Source organism: Ferrovibrio sp., assembly GCF_046297595.1.
In the GTDB taxonomy this organism is placed as follows: Bacteria; Pseudomonadota; Alphaproteobacteria; order Ferrovibrionales; family Ferrovibrionaceae; genus Ferrovibrio.
Genome location: NZ_JBKBHT010000009.1, coordinates 1 through 16,372, shown reverse-complemented (window position 1 = coordinate 16,372; position 16,372 = coordinate 1). Strand labels below are relative to the sequence as shown.

The following is a 16,372-nucleotide window of genomic DNA, read 5'->3' as shown; positions in this document are numbered from 1 at the left end:
CTCATCTTGTATGACAACTGATAGGATGTCCCCGGCTTGGGTTTTGCGACTTTGTTTGGCTATCATCGGAATCTATCTTATAAAATATTGATAGATAAAATAAAAAAGTACAGTCCGGTCTGCATTGTGGAATCTTTTGAATCACGCCCTTTGGAGGATTGACTCAAATTTTGCCCTATGTTGTATGATGACACGACGACTAAACCATGTCGTGCATCGGCTGGGGCCAATGAATGCCCCCGCATCAAGGGAGGAAAAACATGAAGTCCAGCACAGCTCTGCGTGCCCTGTTCGGCGCGGCCGTCGCAGTGGCGCTTTCGGGAGCGGCGACGGCGAAGGAATTCCGCTCCGCGGATGTCCATCCGATGGATTACCCGACCGTGCAGGCGGTGGCCTATATGGGCAAGCTGATCGGCGAGCGCACCGGCGGCAAGCATTCGGTGAAGGTGTTCGGCCAGAGTTCGCTCGGCTCGGAAAAGGACACCATCGAGCAGACCAAGCTCGGCGCGCTCGACATGGTGCGCGTCAACATCTCGCCATTCAACAACATCGTGCCGGAAACCATCGTGCCGGCGCTGCCCTTCGTCTTCAAGTCGAAGGACCACATGCGTCGCGTGCTGGATGGCCCGGTTGGCGAGGAGATTCTGAAATCGCTGGAGTCGCAGGGCTTCGTCGGCCTGGCTTTCTATGACAGCGGTTCGCGCAGTTTCTACACCACCAAGAAGCCGATCAAGTCGGTTGCCGACATGAAGGGCATGAAGATCCGTGTACAGCAATCCGACATGTGGGTGGCGATGATGCAGGCGCTCGGCGCCAATGCCACGCCGCTGCCCTATGCCGAGGTCTATACCGCGCTGAAGACCGGCGTGGTGGATGGCGCCGAGAATAACTGGCCCTCCTACGACTCCTCGCGGCACTACGAAGTGGCGCAGATGTACAGCCTGACTGAACATTCGATGGCGCCGGAGCTGCTGGTGTTTTCCAAGCGGGTCTGGGATGGTCTGTCGAAGGACGAGCAGGATGTCATCCGCAAGGCGGCCAAGGAATCGGTGCCTTACATGCGCAAGCTGTGGGATGAGCGTGAGGCGGCATCGCGCAAGACGGTGGAGGCCGGCGGCTCGAAGATCATCAGCGACCTGGACAAGAAATCCTTCCAGGACGCGATGCAGCCGGTTTATGCAAAATTCGCCGGCGATGCCAAGCTGCAGGCGCTGGTGAAGCGCATCCAGGACACCAACTGACACATTTCCAGGTCCTGTAACGCGAAGAACCGGGAGTATCCATGCTGCGCTGGCTCAGTCCCATCAACGCCTGGATCTCCCGGCTTTGCATGTATATCGCCGTCGCCGGCTTGCTCGGCATCGTCACGGTCGTCGCGTATCAGGTTTTTGGACGGTACGTGCTGAATGACACGCCGACCTGGGCCGAAAGCCTTGCGCTGGTTCTGGTGCTCTACATCACCATGTTCGGCGCCGCGGTCGGGGTGCGCGATGCCGGCCATATCGGTCTTGAATCCGTGCTGGTCATGGTTCTGCCCGAGCGGCACCGCATCTGGGTCGAAATCCTGATCCATCTGCTGGTGGCGGGTTTCGGCCTGGTGATGGGCTGGAATGCCTGGCTGCTGGCCGATTCCGTGATGGCCTACAAGATACCCACCCTCGGCCTGCCTGAAGGGCTCAATCACCTGCCGCTGTCGATTGCCGGCGGCCTGATCGCCCTGTTCTCGCTCGAGCATATTCTCGCCCTGATCGCGGGCGAAGAGGTCCGTCCCTCATGGCATTGATCATCCTGGCCGCCAGCTTCTTCGGCTTCCTCGTCCTCGGCGTGCCGGTCGCTTTCTCGATCGGCCTGTCTGCTGTCGCCACCATCCTCTACGAAGGCCTGCCGCTCGCCGTTGTGTTCCAGCGCATGACGGCCGGCATGAACATCTTCTCCTTCCTGGCGATTCCCTTTTTCATCTTCGCCGGCGAATTGATGCTCTATGGCGGGGTGGCCGACCGCATCGTGCAGTTCGCCAAGAACCTGGTCGGGCATATCCGTGGCGGACTCGGCATGTCGAATGTGGTGGCCTGCACCCTGTTCGGCGGCGTATCGGGCTCGCCTGTGGCCGACGTCTCGGCCATGGGTGCGGTGATGATCCCGATGATGAAGAAGGAGGGGTATGACGCCGATTACGCCGTCAACGTGACCACCCATGCATCACTGGTCGGCGCGTTGATGCCGACCAGCCACAACATGATCATCTATTCGCTGGCCGCCGGCGGCAAGGTGTCGATTGCCGCGCTGATCCTGGCCGGCATGATCCCGGCCGTACTGCTCACCATCTGCATGCTGGTGGCTGCCTATCTGGTGGCGATCCGGCGCGGTTACCCGGCCGGTGTGTTTCCCGGTCGCCAGGCCGTGCTGCGTTCGGCCGCCGCCGCCATCCCCGGCCTGTTCGTGGTGGTGATCATCATCACCGGCATCCTTTCCGGCGTGTTCACCGCCACCGAATCGGCGGCCATCGCCGTGATCTATGCCATCCTGCTGGCAACCCTGCTGTATCGCTCCCTGAAATGGGAGCACCTGATCAAGGCTGCCGCCAAGGCGGTCAAGACCACCGGCATCGTGCTGCTGCTGATCGGCGTCTCGAACACCTTCGGCTACCTGATCAGCCTCTACAGCGTGGCCGAACTGACCGGCCAGGCGCTCAGCAGCATCACGACATCGCCCTGGATGATCTTCCTGCTGGTCAATGTGATCCTGTTCGTGCTCGGCACCTTCCTGGACATGGCTGCCACCATCCTGATCTGCACGCCGATCTTCCTGCCGATCTGCATGCAATACGGCATGGGCCCGGTGCAGTTCGGGATGGTGATGCTGATCAACTGCGCCTTGGGCCTCAATACCCCGCCGGTCGGCACCACACAGTTCGTCGGCTGCGCCATCGGCGGCGTCTCCATCGGCACGGTGATGCGTACGATCTGGCCCTTCTACGGTGCCCTGATCGCCGCCATGCTGCTCGTCACCTATGTTCCGGCCTTCTCGCAGTTCCTGCCTGACTATTTCCTCGGCCGTCACTGATCCGATCTAGAGGGTTGGGCCGACAGCCATCCCGCGCTAGTGTGGCGTCGGAGGTGCCGCCATGCCCGAAGCCGTCGATCTGATCATCACGCCGCGCAGCCGCGATCTTGGCGAGGGGTTCATGGTGCGCCGCATCCTGCCCTATGCGAAGCGCCGGCATGTTGGGCCTTTTGTATTCTTCGACCATATGGGGCCGGCCGAGTTCGCTCCCGGCCAGGGCCTTGATGTCCGCCCGCATCCCCATATCGGGCTGGCCACCGTCACCTACCTGTTCGAGGGCGAGATCATGCACCGCGACAGCCTGGGCGTGGTACAGCCGATCCAACCCGGCGACGTCAACTGGATGGTGGCCGGGCGCGGCATCGTGCATTCCGAACGCACCCGCGACGACCTGCGCCGCAGCGGTGCCCCCCTGCATGGCATCCAGTCCTGGCTGGCCCTGCCGCAGGCGCATGAGGAAACCGCACCGGATTTCCGGCACCACCCGGCCGCCAGCCTGCCTGAAATCGAACTGCCCGGCGCGAGGATGCGACTGATCGCGGGTGCGGCCTTTGGCGCTGTATCGCCGGTGCAGACCTTCGCGCCGATGTTCTATCTCGATGCTGTGCTGGACGACGAAGCCGTGCTGCCGCTGCCCGAGGACTACGAGGAACGCGCCGTCTATGTGGCCATCGGCATGGTGGCGCTGGATGGCGAACGGTATGAGGCCGGCAGCATGCTGGTGCTGAAGCCCGGCAGCCGTCCACGCATCACGGCGCAGGGACCGGCGCGGCTGATGCTGCTGGGTGGCGCGCCGCTGGATGGCGAGCGGCATCTGTGGTGGAATTTCGTTTCTTCCTCGAAAGAACGGATCGAACAGGCCAAGGCCGACTGGCGCGACGGCCGCTTCGCCATGGTCCCCGGGGACCCGGAATTCATCCCCCTGCCGGAGGGCTGAGCATGGCAAAGGCGAAGGATAACGGTGAATACCGTGCGGCCCTGCGAGGGTTGCAGATCGAACTGGTCAAGCTGCAACGCCATTTGATCAAGCACGAAGAAAAGGTGCTGATAGTGCTGGAAGGGCGGGACGGCGCCGGCAAGGACGGCACCATCAAGGCGGTTGCCGAGCATATGAGCCCGCGCGAAACCCGCGTCGTGGCCCTGGGTAAACCATCCGACCGCGAACGCAGCCAGTGGTATTTCCAGCGGTATGTGCCGCATCTGCCGGCAGGCGGCGAGATCGTGCTGTTTAACCGCAGCTGGTACAACCGCGCCGGGGTCGAGCGGGTGATGGGGTTCTGCACGAAACAGGATTGCGAGGATTTCCTGAATGCCGTGCCGACCTTCGAGGATCTTCTGGTGCGGGCCGGAATTCACCTGTTCAAGTATTATCTGGATATCGACAAGGATGAGCAGAAACAGCGGCTGCAATCCCGCCGCGACGATCCGCTCAAGCAGTGGAAAATCAGCCCCATCGATAATGCAGCGCTGAAACACTGGAAGGACTATAGCCGCGCCCGCGATGCCATGCTGTCGCGGACCAGCAGCGCCGTGGCGCCATGGACCATCGTGCGGGCCAATCACAAGCCGACGGCGCGACTGAACCTGATCCGCGACCTGCTCGGGCGGCTGGATTATGCCGACAAGGCGAAAGCGAAACAGATCGCACCGGACCGCAGCATCGTATTCCCCTTCGATCTGGATGCCCTGCACGACGGACGCCTGTCGGCCTAAGCCTTTTCCACCCAGCGGTCGCCGAGTTTCCGGTAACGCCGTTTCACCGCAGCCCAGGCAATGCGATGGGCGATGGCCTCGCGGTCGGGATCATCGCTGTGGTCTTGCCAGGCATGATTGAAGGCGGCGCGGAAGATATCCTGCGCATGCGGGGGCAGGATATCGCGCAGGTTATCCGGCAGGTCGGCATTGCTGGCGTATGGCATGCTGCCTCGCCGGTTCAGCGCGGCGGGGCTTCGCGGCGCGGGGGTGCCGGCACGTATTCGACGCTGGGCGTGGTGCGCACCGGCTGCGGATACAGCGCCATCAGTTCGGCCACTTCATCGGGCAGGTCGGTATTCACCGGCAGGCCCAGGCTGGCGGCTTCATCGGTCGTGATCGGGTAATCGTGGGTCCATTGTCCCTTGCTGAGCTGGTCGGCCAGGTCGGCGGCTTTGGCAGGATCCATGTGGCGGGCCAGCAGCTGTTCGGCGGCGGTCCGGAGCTGGCGTGTGGCTTTCTCGCCGATATCGGCCAGGATCACGGTCTGGTCGTCCACTTCGGCCATCGGCTTGTCGCGCAGCACGCGCGCCACCGAGGCGGCCGGATATCCGCCCACCTGCGGATCGATCGGCCCCAGCATCGCGTCCGGTGCCATCACGATGTTGTCGGCCGCCAGTGCGATCAGCGTGCCGCCCGACATGGCGATATGCGGAACGAAGGCCGTCACCGGCCCCTTGTGGCGGCGCAGAGCAGCGGCGATCTGCAGCGTGGCGATGGCCAGTCCGCCCGGCGTATGCAGAATGATATCGATCGGCATGTCAGGGTCGGTGTCGCGGATCACGCGGATCACATCCTCGGCATCGTCAATGTCGATGTAGCGCACCAGCGGAAAACCCAGCAGGCGCATGGTTTCCTGCCGGTGCACCAGAGTGATCACCTGGCTGCCGCGCTGCCGCTGCAGCTGCATGATCTTGCGAGCCCGCATCATGATCAGAATGCGCTGTCGCAGCATCGGCTGCAGCGCCATGCCGATAAAGAAAATCCAGATCAGGTCGCTGATCGACACCGTGGAACTCAGCTCAGTTCCGCTTTGACATGGGCCAGGATGTCGGCGTTGTCGGCCTTCACCAGATCCTTGTGAATTTCGGCAGCCACCAGTTTCCGCACGGCAGCACTGAATTCATCCCGCAGCACGCCCAGCATCCGGGGCGGCGCGATCACCACCAACTGGGCGAACAGTTTTTCCGCGCAGGCATGGTTCAGTCTTTCGGCCACGCTTTTGGCGAATTTATCCTCGGCCATCTGGTGCGGATCATGGCGCGGTTCCATGGCCGAGCGCTGGTTGCCGGTGCTGGCGAAGGCGCGGCCGGGTCTGTCGCTTTTCAGGTCGCGCGAGAATCCGTGCGTGTCGGTGGCTGTCATGTCCAGGCCCGACACGGCTTTCAGCGGTCCGGCCAGGCTGGCGATTTCGTAGATGCGGGCCTGGCTTGCATCGGTCACCAGAATCCACGTTGGGATCGGAAGCTGGAAGGCCATGGCATTTCCTCCTCGTTCAGAGCAACTAAGCTGCCACAATTGCCGTTGTGGCGGGTTGATATGCGTCAAAACGTCCGGATTTGGGCTTCGTTAGCATGTATCGAATGGAGGCCAGCGATGCGGGCAATGATGCTGCAGGCCGTGGGCCGGCCCTTGGTGATGACCGATCTGCCCGAGCCGAAACCCGGCCCCGGGCAGGTGGTTGTTGCTGTCCATGCCTGCGGGGTCTGCCGCACCGATCTGCATGTTGTGGACGGCGAATTGCCCGATGCCAAATACCCGTTAATTCCCGGGCATGAGATCGTTGGTCATGTCATCGCGCTGGGCGAAGACGTGACGGAATATGCGCTCGGCGACCGCGTCGGCATTCCCTGGCTGGGCTGGAGCTGCGGCACATGCAGATTCTGCCTGGCTGGCGAGGAAAATCTTTGCGACCTGGCACGGTTCACCGGCTACCAGATCGATGGCGGCTATGCTGACCGCGCCGTGGTCGATCAGCGCTATTGCTTCCGCATTCCCGACGGGATCGGCGATATCGAAGCCGCGCCGCTGCTCTGTGCCGGTCTGATCGGCTATCGCGCCTATCGCATGGCGGGGGCGGCTTCCGCACTGGGGCTGTATGGCTTTGGCGCGGCGGCGCATATTCTGATCCAGGTGGCGGTGGCACAGGGCATGCGTGTTCACGCCTTCACTCGGCCGGGTGACGTTGCGGCACAGGACTTCGCTCGACAGCTTGGCGCCGTCTGGGCCGGGCCATCCGATGCCTCGCCGCCGGAACCATTGGATGCGGCGATCATCTTTGCGCCGGTGGGCGGCCTGGTGCCGATGGCCCTGAAGGCGGTACGCAAAGGCGGGCGGGTGATCTGCGCCGGCATCCATATGAGCGATATTCCGGCATTTCCCTATCACCTGTTATGGGGCGAACGCATGGTGAAGTCGGTTGCCAACCTCACGCGGCAGGATGCCATCGACTTTCTGGCCCTGGCGCCGCTGATCCCCGTGCGTACGCACCCGGTGCCTTACGCGTTGCAGGATGCCAACCGGGCGCTGGACGACCTGCGTGCGGGCCGGCTGCAGGGGGCTGCCGTACTGGTCACGGAAAGCGCATAGCGCCTGCCTTGCCACGGCTGGCGGATTGGGGAATCCTCTGCCTTTCGCAACGGACGGGCGACTGGGACGGGCCGCCTGCCCGGGATGCTTGAGGGAGGATTGCCGTGACCCATCTGAAACATGCCGATCTGCTGCGGCGCCAGGCCTATATCGATGGCGCCTGGGTGAATGCCGATAGCGGCAAGAGCTTCACGGTGACCAATCCCGCCGATGGCAGCGTGATCGCCGAAGTGCCCGATATGGGCCGCGCCGAGGCGAAGCGCGCCATCGATGCCGCCCATGCGGCCTGGCCGGCCTGGGCCGGCCTGACAGCCAAGCAGCGCGCCGCCCTGCTGCGCAAATGGTATGAGCTGATCCTGCAGCACCAGGACGATCTCGGCGCCCTGATGACGCTGGAGCAGGGCAAGCCACTGGCCGAGGCCAAGGGTGAGGTGGTGTATGGCGCCAGCTTCGTCGAATGGTTCGCCGAGGAAGGCCGCCGCATCTATGGCGACGTGATCCCGGCCCATGCACCCGACAAGCGCATCGTGGTGGTCAAGCAGCCGATCGGTGTGGTGGCGGCGATCACGCCCTGGAATTTCCCGGTCGCGATGATCACGCGCAAGGTAGCGCCGGCGCTCGCCGCCGGTTGCCCGGTGGTGGTGAAGCCCGCGGAAGATACGCCGCTCTGCGCACTGGCGCTGGCCCGGCTGGCGGAGGAAGCCGGCATCCCGAAAGGTGTGTTCAACGTCGTCACCACGGTGGATGGCCCGGGGGTGGGTATCGAACTCACCACGAACCCGAAGGTGCGCAAGGTCTCCTTCACCGGCTCTACGGAAGTCGGCAAGATCCTGATGCGCCAGAGCGCCGATACGCTGAAGAAACTGTCGCTGGAACTGGGCGGTAATGCACCCTTCATCGTGTTCGACGATGCGGATATCGATGCCGCCATTGCCGGCGCCATGGTCTCGAAATACCGCAATACCGGCCAGACCTGCGTCTGCGCCAACCGCCTGTTCGTGCAGGACGGCATCTACGATGCCTTCGCCGCCAAGCTGGCCGAGGCGGTGAAGAAACTGAAGACCGGCCCGGGTTTCACTGAAGGCGTCAATCAGGGTCCGCTGATCAACCAGGATGCGCTCGACAAGGTCGAGCGTCTGGTCGGCGACGCCAAGGCGAAAGGCGCCAAGGTTCTGGTCGGTGGTGCGAAGCATGATCTGGGCGGCACCTTCTACCAGCCCAGCGTGATCACCGAAGCCACCACCGCGATGGCCTGTGCGCAGGAGGAAATCTTCGGCCCCGTGGCCGTGCTGTTCCGCTTCAAGGACGAGGCCGATGCGATCCGGCTGGCCAATGATACCCCCTATGGCCTGGCGGCCTATTTCTACAGCCGGGATGTGGGTCGTGCCTGGCGCGTGGCCGAGAAACTGGAATACGGCATCGTCGGAATCAACGAGGGCCTGATCTCCACCGCCGAGGCGCCCTTCGGCGGCGTCAAGGAATCGGGCATGGGCCGCGAAGGGTCGAAATACGGCGTCGATAGCTTCGTCGAGATCAAATATCTCTGCTTCGGCGGCGTCTGACAGCCACAGCATCGCGCCATGCCGTCAAGGCATTGGTCGCCCGCATCGCCAGTCACTATAGTCAGGGCTGAGCCGACGGCGCAGAGAACGCCGCGGCCGAACCCCGGACCAAGAGGATTGCGATGAGCGAGCGTTGCGATGTGGTGATTATCGGTGGCGGGATTGCCGGCGCCGGTGCCGGTTATGCCCTGGCGCGCGACGGCAAGGCGGTCGTGCTGCTGGAGCGCGAGAGCCAGCCCGGCTATCACACGACCGGCCGTTCGGCGGCCTTGTTCGCGGAGACCTATGGCAATGCGCCGATCCGCGCGCTTACGGTGGCCAGCCGTGACTTCCTGATGAATCCGCCGGCCGGTTTCAGCGACGTGCCGATCCTCACGCCGCGCGGCGCGCTGCATGTCGGCAGCGAGGAGAAGGCTGCCCATCTCGACGAAGCTTTCGCCGATATGAACAGGCTGGTTCCCAGCGTGCGGCGGCTGAAACCGGCCGAGGTCATGAGCCTGATGCCGGTGATGCGACCCGAAGCCGCCACCGGCGGCGGATTGTATGAACCCGATGCCATGGATATCGAGGTGCATGCCCTGCATCGTGGCCTGCTGCGCGGCATGACCGCAGCGGGCGGCCGCATGGTGACCGATGCCGAGGTGAAGGGCGTTTCGCGCATCGGCGGCGACTGGCAGGTCGAGACCACGCAGGGCAGCTTCAGCGCCCCGGTGGTGATCAACGCCGCCGGCGCCTGGGCCGATGTGATTGCCGGGATGGCCGGCGTGGCGCCGATCGGCCTGAAACCGAAACGCCGCACCGCCGTCACCTTCGATCCGCCTGCCGGCGCCGACATCCATCGCTGGCCGATGGTGATCGACGCCGACGAGGACTGGTATTTCAAGCCCGATGCCGGCCGCATCCTGCTGTCGCCCTGCGACGAAACCGACAGCGATCCCTGCGATGCCCAGCCCGACGAGATGGATATCGCCATCGCGGTCGACCGCCTGGAAACCGCCACCACGCTGCAGGTGCGAAGGCTGGCGGCGAAATGGGCCGGCCTGCGCAGTTTCGTGGCCGACCGCACGGTGGTGGCCGGTTTCGACGCCGCCGCGCCGGGATTCTTCTGGCTGGCCGCCCAGGGCGGTTATGGCATCCAGACCTCGGCGGCGATGAGCCGGGTGGCCGGGGCGCTGGCGTCGGGCCGGACTTTGCCGCAGGATATCCTCGATCTCGGCGTGACCGAGCAAGACCTGGCTCCAGCCCGATTGCGATGAATGCCCCTTTCGCCCCGGTAAAACCCGACGTCGGCTACAGCGCCTGTCCGCATGACTGCCCATCCACCTGCGCGCTGGAAATCGACCTCATGCCCGATGGCCGCATCGGGCGCGTGCGTGGCGCCGAGGCGAACAGCTACACCGCCGGCGTGATCTGCGCCAAGGTGGCGCGTTATGCCGAGCGTGCCAACCACCCCGACCGCCTGCTGCAGCCGCTGCTGCGCACCGGCCCGAAGGGCTCGGGGCAGTTCACCCCGATCTCGTGGGGCGAGGCGCTGGACCGCACGGCGGAAGCCTTTATCGCTGCGGAAAAGAAATACGGCAGCGAGACGGTCTGGCCCTACTACTATGCCGGTACCATGGGGCTGGTGCAGCGCGACGGCATCAACCGCCTGCGTCATGCCAAACGCTATTCCGGCCAGCATTCCACCATCTGCGTGACGCTGGCGCGCGCCGGCCATATCGCCGCCACCGGGCACTTAAGCGGCCCCGACCCGCGCGAGATGGCGAAAAGCGACTGCGTGGTGATCTGGGGCACCAATGCCGTGCATACCCAGGTGAACGTGATGACCCACGCGATCCGCGCCCGCAAGGAACGCGGCGCCAAGATTGTGGTGGTCGACGTCTACAACAACGCCACCGCCCAGCAGGCCGACATGGCGCTGATCCTGCGGCCGGGCACCGATGGTGCGCTGGCCTGCGCGGTGATGCATGTGCTGTTCCGCGACGGTTATGCCGACCGCGACTACATGGCGCGCCATACCGACGTGCCGGCCGAACTGGAAGCGCATCTGCAGGCCCGCACGCCGGAATGGGCCGCGGCCATCACCGGCCTGAGCGTGGCCGAGATCGAGGCTTTTGCGCGGCTGCTGGGCGAGCGGAAGAAGCATTACATCCGCCTGGGATACGGTTTCGCGCGCAGTCGCAACGGTGCGGTGAACATGCATGCCGCCACCTGCATCGCCAGCGTGACCGGGTCCTGGCAATACGAGGGCGGCGGCGCCTTCCACAATAACGGCGCGATCTTCCACTGGAACAAGACCCTGATCGACGGGCTGGATGTCGTCGATCCCACGATCCGCATGCTGGACCAGTCGCAGATCGGTCCGGTGCTGACCGGCGATGCCAAGGCCTTGAGGAATGGCCCGCCGGTGACGGCCCTGCTGATCCAGAGCACCAACCCGATGGAAGTGGCGCCGGATTCCAATCTGGTGAAGCGCGGCTTCGAGCGCGACGACCTGTTCGTCTGCGTGCACGAGCAGTTCATGACGGCGACGGCCAAGATGGCCGATATCGTGCTGCCGGCCACCATGTTCACCGAGCATGACGACATCTACCAGGCCGGCGGACAGCAGCATATCCTGCTGGGGCCGAAGCTGGTGGAGGCGCCGGGCGAGGCGCGCGAAAATCATTACGTGATCTGCGAACTGGCGAAGCGGCTGGGGGCCGAACATTCGGGCTTTGGCATGAGCGCGATGGAGATGGTGGAAGCCACCCTGAAGGCCTCGGGCTGGCCCGATGTGGCGACCCTGCGCAGCCAGCGCTGGCACGATTGCCAGCCGGATTTCGAGACAGCGCATTTCCTCAACGGCTTCGGCTGGCCGGACAAGAAATTCCGCTTCGCGCCGGACTGGGCGGCGATGGGGCCGGATCATGCCGGCATGCCGCGCCTGCCCGATCACTGGACCAGCATCGAGGAAGCGACGGAGGAACATCCCTTTCGCCTGGCGACCTCGCCGGCGCGCAATTTCCTCAACACCAGCTTCACCGAAACGCCGACATCGACCAGCCGCGAGGCGCGGCCGACCGTGTTCATCCATCCCGAGGATGCCGCCAGCTTACAGATTGCCGACGGGCAACTGGTGCGGCTGGGCAACCGGCGTGGCCAGATCCGCATTCACGCAAAACTCTATGACGGCGTGAAACGCGGCGTGGTGATTGTGGAAAGCATCTGGCCTCATGCCGCTTTCGTGGATGGCATGGGCATCAATGCCCTGACCGGTGCCGATGCGGCCCAGCCCAATGGCGGCGGCGCCTTCCACGACAATGCGATCTGGATCCGCGCAGCCTGACTGGACATCGCACAACTGGCGGGCGTGAAAGTCGAAAAAGCCGGCCAAAAATGGCCTGTTTCGGCCCAACGCATTGATTCTCGGCGGTTTCAGTCGGCCGGAACCGAACCGTGGCAAGCCCAGACCTCGCCAACTATCGCCAATAATCGCCAATGATTGCCGATTCCGGCCAATTGTCGCCAATGCCGCGCGGTTGGGCGCAATCAAAGCGTGTGCGGCATTCACAACGTCTATCGGATTCACGATGGGCAAGAGCGGCGGGGAAAAGATGGTGGGGTCCGTCACCCGATCAAGCCGGTATGCTGATTATCGGCAACGTAATCGCCAGCCCGCCGCACGCGCCGCATGTTTGCTCTGCAACCCCAACCGCAGGAGCAAACCATGAGCACCACAGAAGCCGGCAACATCGCCGCCCGCAATATCGCCGTCCTTGTCGACCGCTATATCGCCATCTGGAACGAAACCGATGCCGGCGTGCGGCGCGGGCTGATCGCCCGCACCCTGGCCGACGATGTGCGCTATCGCGATCCCCTGATGCAGGGGGAAGGGCATGACGGCGTGGATGGCATGATCGCCGCCGTGCAGCAGAAATTCCCCGGCTTTGTCTTTCGCCTGAGCCGCGCGCCGGAAACGGTGGAAGATCGTCTGCGCTTTTCCTGGGAGGCCGGGCCGGAGGGGGCGACCGCTTTGGTGGGCGGCACCGATTTCGCCACGCTGGCCGGCGGCCGGCTGCGGATGGTGACCGGCTTCATCGATTTCGCGCCCGAAGGCCTGGCCTGAACAAGGTCTGTCCTTGGGCCTGCCCAGAACTTCAGCGGGTTTTCAGCAGGTCGACCACATCGTCGAAGATATAGGCGCCGGTGGCGATCACCGAAGGATGGCGGTGCCTGTCCGTGCCATAGGCCAGCGGTTCGCCATCGGCAGTGGCCACGCGGCCGCCCGCCTCGCGCACCAGCAGGTCGGCGGCCGCGATGTCCCAGTCGCTTTTTTCGGTCAGGCTAATGGCAACATCGTATTTGCCGCAGGCGACCAGCGCCATGCGATAGGCGATGGAGTTGCGGTAGGCGAAATCGGCCTTGGCCGTGCGCGCCAGCCAGCCATGGCGTTCAAACGTGCGGCGGCTGGCCAGGAAGCGCGCTTCCATCAGGCTGGCATGGCCCGAGGCGCGGATCGTCTTGCCGTTCAGCTTCGCGCCGCCGCCGCAGGTGGCCTCAAAGAATTCGTCGCTGGCCGGGTTGAAGATGGCGGCCAGAGTCGGCTGGCCATCCTGCAGCAGGGCGACGCAGATGGTGAATTCCGGCTTGCCGTCGATGAAGGCGCGGGTGCCGTCGATGGGATCGACCACCCATTGCTCTGGGCCGGTACCGCCCTGGCGGCCGCTTTCCTCGCTGAGCCAGCCATAACCCGGCCGTGCGCCCATCAGTTTCTCGCGCAAAAGATTGTCGACGGCGATATCGGCTTCCGAAACCGGATCGTTCGGCTTCTTGTGCCAGGTCTTCACGCCGGATTTGAAGAAACGCAATGCCACCGCGCCGGCCTCGCGCACGGCGCCGACGAGCAGATCGTGATCCTGTCTGAGGGAAACCGCCATGCCGCAGCCGGGATCAGCGGCCGGCGACGGTCATGCCGTCGATGCGGAGTGTGGGCGCATCCGTGCCGAAGCGGAATTCGAGGTCGTTGGCCGGCGTGAGATTTGGAAACATCTCTTTCAGGTTGCCGGCGATGGTGATCTCGGAAACCGGCTCGGCCAGCTGGCCGTCGCGGATCACGAAACCGGCGGCGCCGCGGCTGTAATCGCCGGTGACGCCGTTCACGCCCATGCCGATCAGTTCGGTGACATAGAGGCCAAGTTTGATATCGGCCATCAGTTCGGCCGGCGTCTGCCTGCCCGGATTGAGGTAGATGTTGGTCGGCGCCGGCGAGGGCGGCGAGGTCGTGCCGCGCGAGGCATGCCCGGTGCTGGCCATGCCGAGCTGGCGCGCGGTGGCGCAGTCGAGCAGCCAGGTGGTGAGCCGGCCATCCTCGATCAGGGCGCGAGTCTGACGCGCCACGCCTTCCATGTCGAACCAGCGCGAGCGGAAACCGCGCCTGCGCAGCGGGTCGTCGGTGATGGTGATGCCGGACGCGAAGACCATCTGGCCCAGTCTGTCTTTCAGGAACGAGGTGCCGCGTGCCACCGAGGCACCATTGATGGCGCCCGCCAGATGGCCCACCAGGCTGGTGGCCACGCGGGGATCGTAGACGATGGGCATTGCCGCGCTGTCCAGCTTCACCGGGTTGAGGCGGCGCACCGCACGTTCGCCGGCCTTGCGGCCGATGCTGGCCGGATCGGGCAGGTCGCTGAAATGGGTTTTCGCCTCGTAATCCCAGTCGCGCTCCATGCCGGTATCCTTGCCGGCAATGGCGGCGGCCGAGATGCTGTGCGAGCCGCTGAAGCCGCTACCGCTGAAGCCGGCGGTGTTGGCATAGGCGACCAGGCCGAAACCACGGCCGGCGCTGCCGCCTTCGGAATTGGTGATGCCGGGCACGGCCAGCGCCGCGGCTTCGACCGCCTTGGCGCGTTCCAGCAGCTGCGGCATTTCCAGTTCGATGCCGTCGAACAGGTCCAATTCCACCGGCTGGGCTGCGAGCTGGTCCGGCTCGGGCAGGCCGCAGTATTTATCCTCGGGCGCGGCGCGGGCCATGCTGACGGCGCGGCCCACCAGTTCCTGCAAGGCGGCGGGGGCGAAATCAGTGGTGGAGACGCAGGCCTGCTGCCGGCCGACCAGTACGCGCAGGCCGAGGTCGCGGCTTTCGGAGGATTCGACATCCTCGGGCTGACCCATGCGCACGCCGGCACTGAGCGAGCGGGATTCATGATAGACCGCATCGGCCGCATCGGCGCCGGCCTTGCGGGCGGCCTTGATCAGATCGGCAATCAGGCTCTGCGCATCCAGGGCGCGCTGGCGGGGATCGGACATCGTATGGCTTTTCTAAAGGCTTGGTTTTTATAGGGGGAGGCCGGTTATTCGGCCTTGTCGTCCATTCTATAGGCCATATAGGAAACGAAAGCGACAAAACAACCGAGCAGCCACGCCAGCGGCAGAAGCGGTTCATGCCAGTCGCGCCAGTCTTCGCCCGCGATTTTGGCTGCGATCTGCGCGGCCAGATCGAGGGCTATGGCGCCCACGCCCAGCCCCAGCCCGGCCGAGAAGGCCAGGTTCCACACCGCCCGCATCAGGGCGTGCGGGTGCCACCAGGGCAGGATGTCGCGGTCGGAGGGTTTGGGCGGGCGGAACAGCATGCCCCGTCATGCCACGGCCCAGCCGCAGCATCCACGATTTTCTAGCGCTTCAGTGGATGGTGGGTGCCGCCTCGGGGGCATCGGCCTCACTGCCCAGGGGCAGGCGCGGCAGAATCCACAGCACCATGCGGTCGCGCAGGCCGCGGATCGGCTGCGGCTTCAGGGTCACCATGTCGCGTACCGCGCCCATGTCGCCGCGGGTTTCCTCGACCAGCTTGTCGACGAAGGCCTGGCTGAGGCAGAGCTGGGCATTCAGCGACCGGGTCATCTGTTCCAGCCGGTGTGCCACATTCACGGTCTCGCCGATCAGGGCGAATTCCACGCGGCTCTCGTCGCCGATATTGCCCAACGTGAGCGGACCGAAATGGATGCCGACCGCCAGATGCAGCGGCACCTGGCGCAGCAGGGCGCGCTGGCGGTTGAGCAGGTCCATCTCGCGCAGCATGGCGCGGGCCGCCAGCAGGGCCGATGAGGCGTCGCGCTGGCCGGGCTGCGGCGTGCCGAAGGAAGCCATGATGCCGTCGCCCAGATACTTGTCGAGCGTGCCGCTGTTTTCATGCACGGCACGGCCGAGGCGCTGATGCACCTCGCGCAGGATGGTGACGGTCTGCTCCGGCGTGTGATCGTCGGCGATCTGGGTGAACCCGACCAGATCGGCGAACAGCACGGCGGCGTTGAGCGATTTCACCTGGCCGATGGCATCGTCCATCTGCTCGATCTGCTCGGCGATATGGGGCGAGAAGTGGCGCGACAGGTTGCGCCGCGCCCGCTCGCTTTCCACCTGCCGCGCGATCA

Annotated in this window: 17 protein-coding genes; 10 read left to right on the top strand and 7 right to left on the bottom strand. The window is 64.5% G+C overall.

Going from position 1 to position 16,372, the window contains the following annotated elements; translation table 11 throughout:
• Positions 1-260 precede the first annotated feature (260 nt).
• From ACK4FJ_RS18385 to ppk2, 5 genes are all read left to right on the top strand, one after another.
• Positions 261-1,241 carry a TRAP transporter substrate-binding protein gene (locus ACK4FJ_RS18385; protein ID WP_409768192.1) on the top strand — a complete coding sequence of 327 codons (981 nt, stop codon included), beginning with the start codon at positions 261-263 and terminating at the stop codon, positions 1,239-1,241.
• Between the two features lie 41 nt (positions 1,242-1,282).
• Entirely contained in the window at positions 1,283-1,783 is a 501-nt protein-coding gene (locus ACK4FJ_RS18380) for a TRAP transporter small permease (RefSeq protein ID WP_409768191.1), read from the top strand.
• The gene (locus tag ACK4FJ_RS18375; RefSeq protein WP_409768190.1) at positions 1,774-3,063 is read left to right on the top strand and encodes a TRAP transporter large permease; all 1,290 of its coding nucleotides are present in this window, start codon (positions 1,774-1,776) and stop codon (positions 3,061-3,063) included. The genes ACK4FJ_RS18380 and ACK4FJ_RS18375 overlap by 10 nt, the downstream gene beginning before the upstream one ends.
• Positions 3,064-3,124: 61 nt before the next feature.
• Entirely contained in the window at positions 3,125-4,000 is an 876-nt protein-coding gene (locus tag ACK4FJ_RS18370; RefSeq protein ID WP_409768189.1) for a pirin family protein, read from the top strand.
• 2 nt (positions 4,001-4,002) lie between these two features.
• Positions 4,003-4,776: a polyphosphate kinase 2 gene (ppk2, locus tag ACK4FJ_RS18365; RefSeq protein WP_409768188.1), complete on the top strand. Its 774-nt coding sequence runs from the start codon at positions 4,003-4,005 to the stop codon at positions 4,774-4,776.
• Here the strand turns inward: ppk2 and ACK4FJ_RS18360 are convergent.
• Genes ACK4FJ_RS18360 through ACK4FJ_RS18350 form a run of 3 tightly spaced genes read right to left on the bottom strand, consistent with a single transcriptional unit; the run spans position 4,773 to position 6,294 of the window.
• Positions 4,773-4,982, bottom strand: coding sequence for a ChaB family protein (locus ACK4FJ_RS18360; protein WP_409768187.1), 210 nt, complete (start codon positions 4,980-4,982; stop codon positions 4,773-4,775). The two genes, ppk2 and ACK4FJ_RS18360, sit on opposite strands and share 4 nt — an antisense overlap.
• 14 nt (positions 4,983-4,996) lie before the next feature.
• Entirely contained in the window at positions 4,997-5,824 is an 828-nt protein-coding gene (locus ACK4FJ_RS18355; protein WP_409768186.1) for an SDH family Clp fold serine proteinase, read from the bottom strand.
• An 8-nt stretch (positions 5,825-5,832) separates the two neighbouring features.
• On the bottom strand, positions 5,833-6,294 hold the full coding sequence (locus ACK4FJ_RS18350; protein ID WP_409768185.1) for a host attachment protein: 462 nt from the start codon (positions 6,292-6,294) through the stop codon (positions 5,833-5,835).
• Positions 6,295-6,411: 117 nt separating this feature from the next.
• Between ACK4FJ_RS18350 and ACK4FJ_RS18345 the strand changes: the two genes are divergently transcribed.
• The 5 genes from ACK4FJ_RS18345 (at position 6,412) to ACK4FJ_RS18325 (ending at position 13,074) form a co-directional block, all read left to right on the top strand.
• Positions 6,412-7,404 carry a zinc-dependent alcohol dehydrogenase family protein gene (locus tag ACK4FJ_RS18345; protein WP_409768184.1) on the top strand — a complete coding sequence of 331 codons (993 nt, stop codon included), beginning with the start codon at positions 6,412-6,414 and terminating at the stop codon, positions 7,402-7,404.
• Positions 7,405-7,508: 104 nt separating this feature from the next.
• Positions 7,509-8,966, top strand: a complete 1,458-nt coding sequence (locus ACK4FJ_RS18340) for an NAD-dependent succinate-semialdehyde dehydrogenase (RefSeq protein ID WP_409768183.1) — start codon at positions 7,509-7,511, stop codon at positions 8,964-8,966.
• Between the two features lie 122 nt (positions 8,967-9,088).
• The gene (locus ACK4FJ_RS18335) at positions 9,089-10,222 is read left to right on the top strand and encodes an NAD(P)/FAD-dependent oxidoreductase (RefSeq protein WP_409768182.1); all 1,134 of its coding nucleotides are present in this window, start codon (positions 9,089-9,091) and stop codon (positions 10,220-10,222) included.
• Positions 10,219-12,294, top strand: a complete 2,076-nt coding sequence (locus tag ACK4FJ_RS18330) for a molybdopterin-dependent oxidoreductase (RefSeq protein WP_409768181.1) — start codon at positions 10,219-10,221, stop codon at positions 12,292-12,294. Before ACK4FJ_RS18335 ends, ACK4FJ_RS18330 begins: the two co-directional genes overlap by 4 nt.
• Positions 12,295-12,675: 381 nt before the next feature.
• Complete coding sequence (locus tag ACK4FJ_RS18325) at positions 12,676-13,074, top strand: nuclear transport factor 2 family protein (protein ID WP_409768180.1); 399 nt, start codon at positions 12,676-12,678, stop codon at positions 13,072-13,074.
• A 31-nt stretch (positions 13,075-13,105) separates the two neighbouring features.
• Here the strand turns inward: ACK4FJ_RS18325 and ACK4FJ_RS18320 are convergent, their stop codons facing one another.
• From ACK4FJ_RS18320 to ACK4FJ_RS18305, 4 genes are all read right to left on the bottom strand, one after another.
• Positions 13,106-13,885: an inositol monophosphatase family protein gene (locus tag ACK4FJ_RS18320; RefSeq protein WP_409768179.1), complete on the bottom strand. Its 780-nt coding sequence runs from the start codon at positions 13,883-13,885 to the stop codon at positions 13,106-13,108.
• Positions 13,886-13,898: 13 nt separating this feature from the next.
• A complete protein-coding gene (locus ACK4FJ_RS18315; protein ID WP_409768178.1) occupies positions 13,899-15,254 on the bottom strand; it encodes a TldD/PmbA family protein in 1,356 nt (451 codons plus the stop codon).
• Positions 15,255-15,298: 44 nt separating this feature from the next.
• Positions 15,299-15,577, bottom strand: coding sequence for a hypothetical protein (locus ACK4FJ_RS18310; protein WP_409768177.1), 279 nt, complete (start codon positions 15,575-15,577; stop codon positions 15,299-15,301).
• Positions 15,578-15,626: 49 nt separating this feature from the next.
• Positions 15,627-16,372 (bottom strand): adenylate/guanylate cyclase domain-containing protein (locus ACK4FJ_RS18305; RefSeq protein WP_409768176.1); only part of this gene is annotated, 746 nt, incomplete at its 5' end.

Coding starts and splice junctions, on each gene's coding strand:
- ppk2 (WP_409768188.1), top strand. CDS start 4,003: ATGGCAAAGGCGAAGGATAACGGTGAATACCGTGCGGCCCTGCGAGGG.
- ACK4FJ_RS18310 (WP_409768177.1), bottom strand. CDS start 15,577: ATGCTGTTCCGCCCGCCCAAACCCTCCGACCGCGACATCCTGCCCTGG.
- ACK4FJ_RS18345 (WP_409768184.1), top strand. CDS start 6,412: ATGCGGGCAATGATGCTGCAGGCCGTGGGCCGGCCCTTGGTGATGACC.
- ACK4FJ_RS18380 (WP_409768191.1), top strand. CDS start 1,283: ATGCTGCGCTGGCTCAGTCCCATCAACGCCTGGATCTCCCGGCTTTGC.
- ACK4FJ_RS18315 (WP_409768178.1), bottom strand. CDS start 15,254: ATGTCCGATCCCCGCCAGCGCGCCCTGGATGCGCAGAGCCTGATTGCC.
- ACK4FJ_RS18350 (WP_409768185.1), bottom strand. CDS start 6,294: ATGGCCTTCCAGCTTCCGATCCCAACGTGGATTCTGGTGACCGATGCA.
- ACK4FJ_RS18335 (WP_409768182.1), top strand. CDS start 9,089: ATGAGCGAGCGTTGCGATGTGGTGATTATCGGTGGCGGGATTGCCGGC.
- ACK4FJ_RS18375 (WP_409768190.1), top strand. CDS start 1,774: ATGGCATTGATCATCCTGGCCGCCAGCTTCTTCGGCTTCCTCGTCCTC.
- ACK4FJ_RS18385 (WP_409768192.1), top strand. CDS start 261: ATGAAGTCCAGCACAGCTCTGCGTGCCCTGTTCGGCGCGGCCGTCGCA.
- ACK4FJ_RS18360 (WP_409768187.1), bottom strand. CDS start 4,982: ATGCCATACGCCAGCAATGCCGACCTGCCGGATAACCTGCGCGATATC.
- ACK4FJ_RS18325 (WP_409768180.1), top strand. CDS start 12,676: ATGAGCACCACAGAAGCCGGCAACATCGCCGCCCGCAATATCGCCGTC.
- ACK4FJ_RS18320 (WP_409768179.1), bottom strand. CDS start 13,885: ATGGCGGTTTCCCTCAGACAGGATCACGATCTGCTCGTCGGCGCCGTG.
- ACK4FJ_RS18330 (WP_409768181.1), top strand. CDS start 10,219: ATGAATGCCCCTTTCGCCCCGGTAAAACCCGACGTCGGCTACAGCGCC.
- ACK4FJ_RS18370 (WP_409768189.1), top strand. CDS start 3,125: ATGCCCGAAGCCGTCGATCTGATCATCACGCCGCGCAGCCGCGATCTT.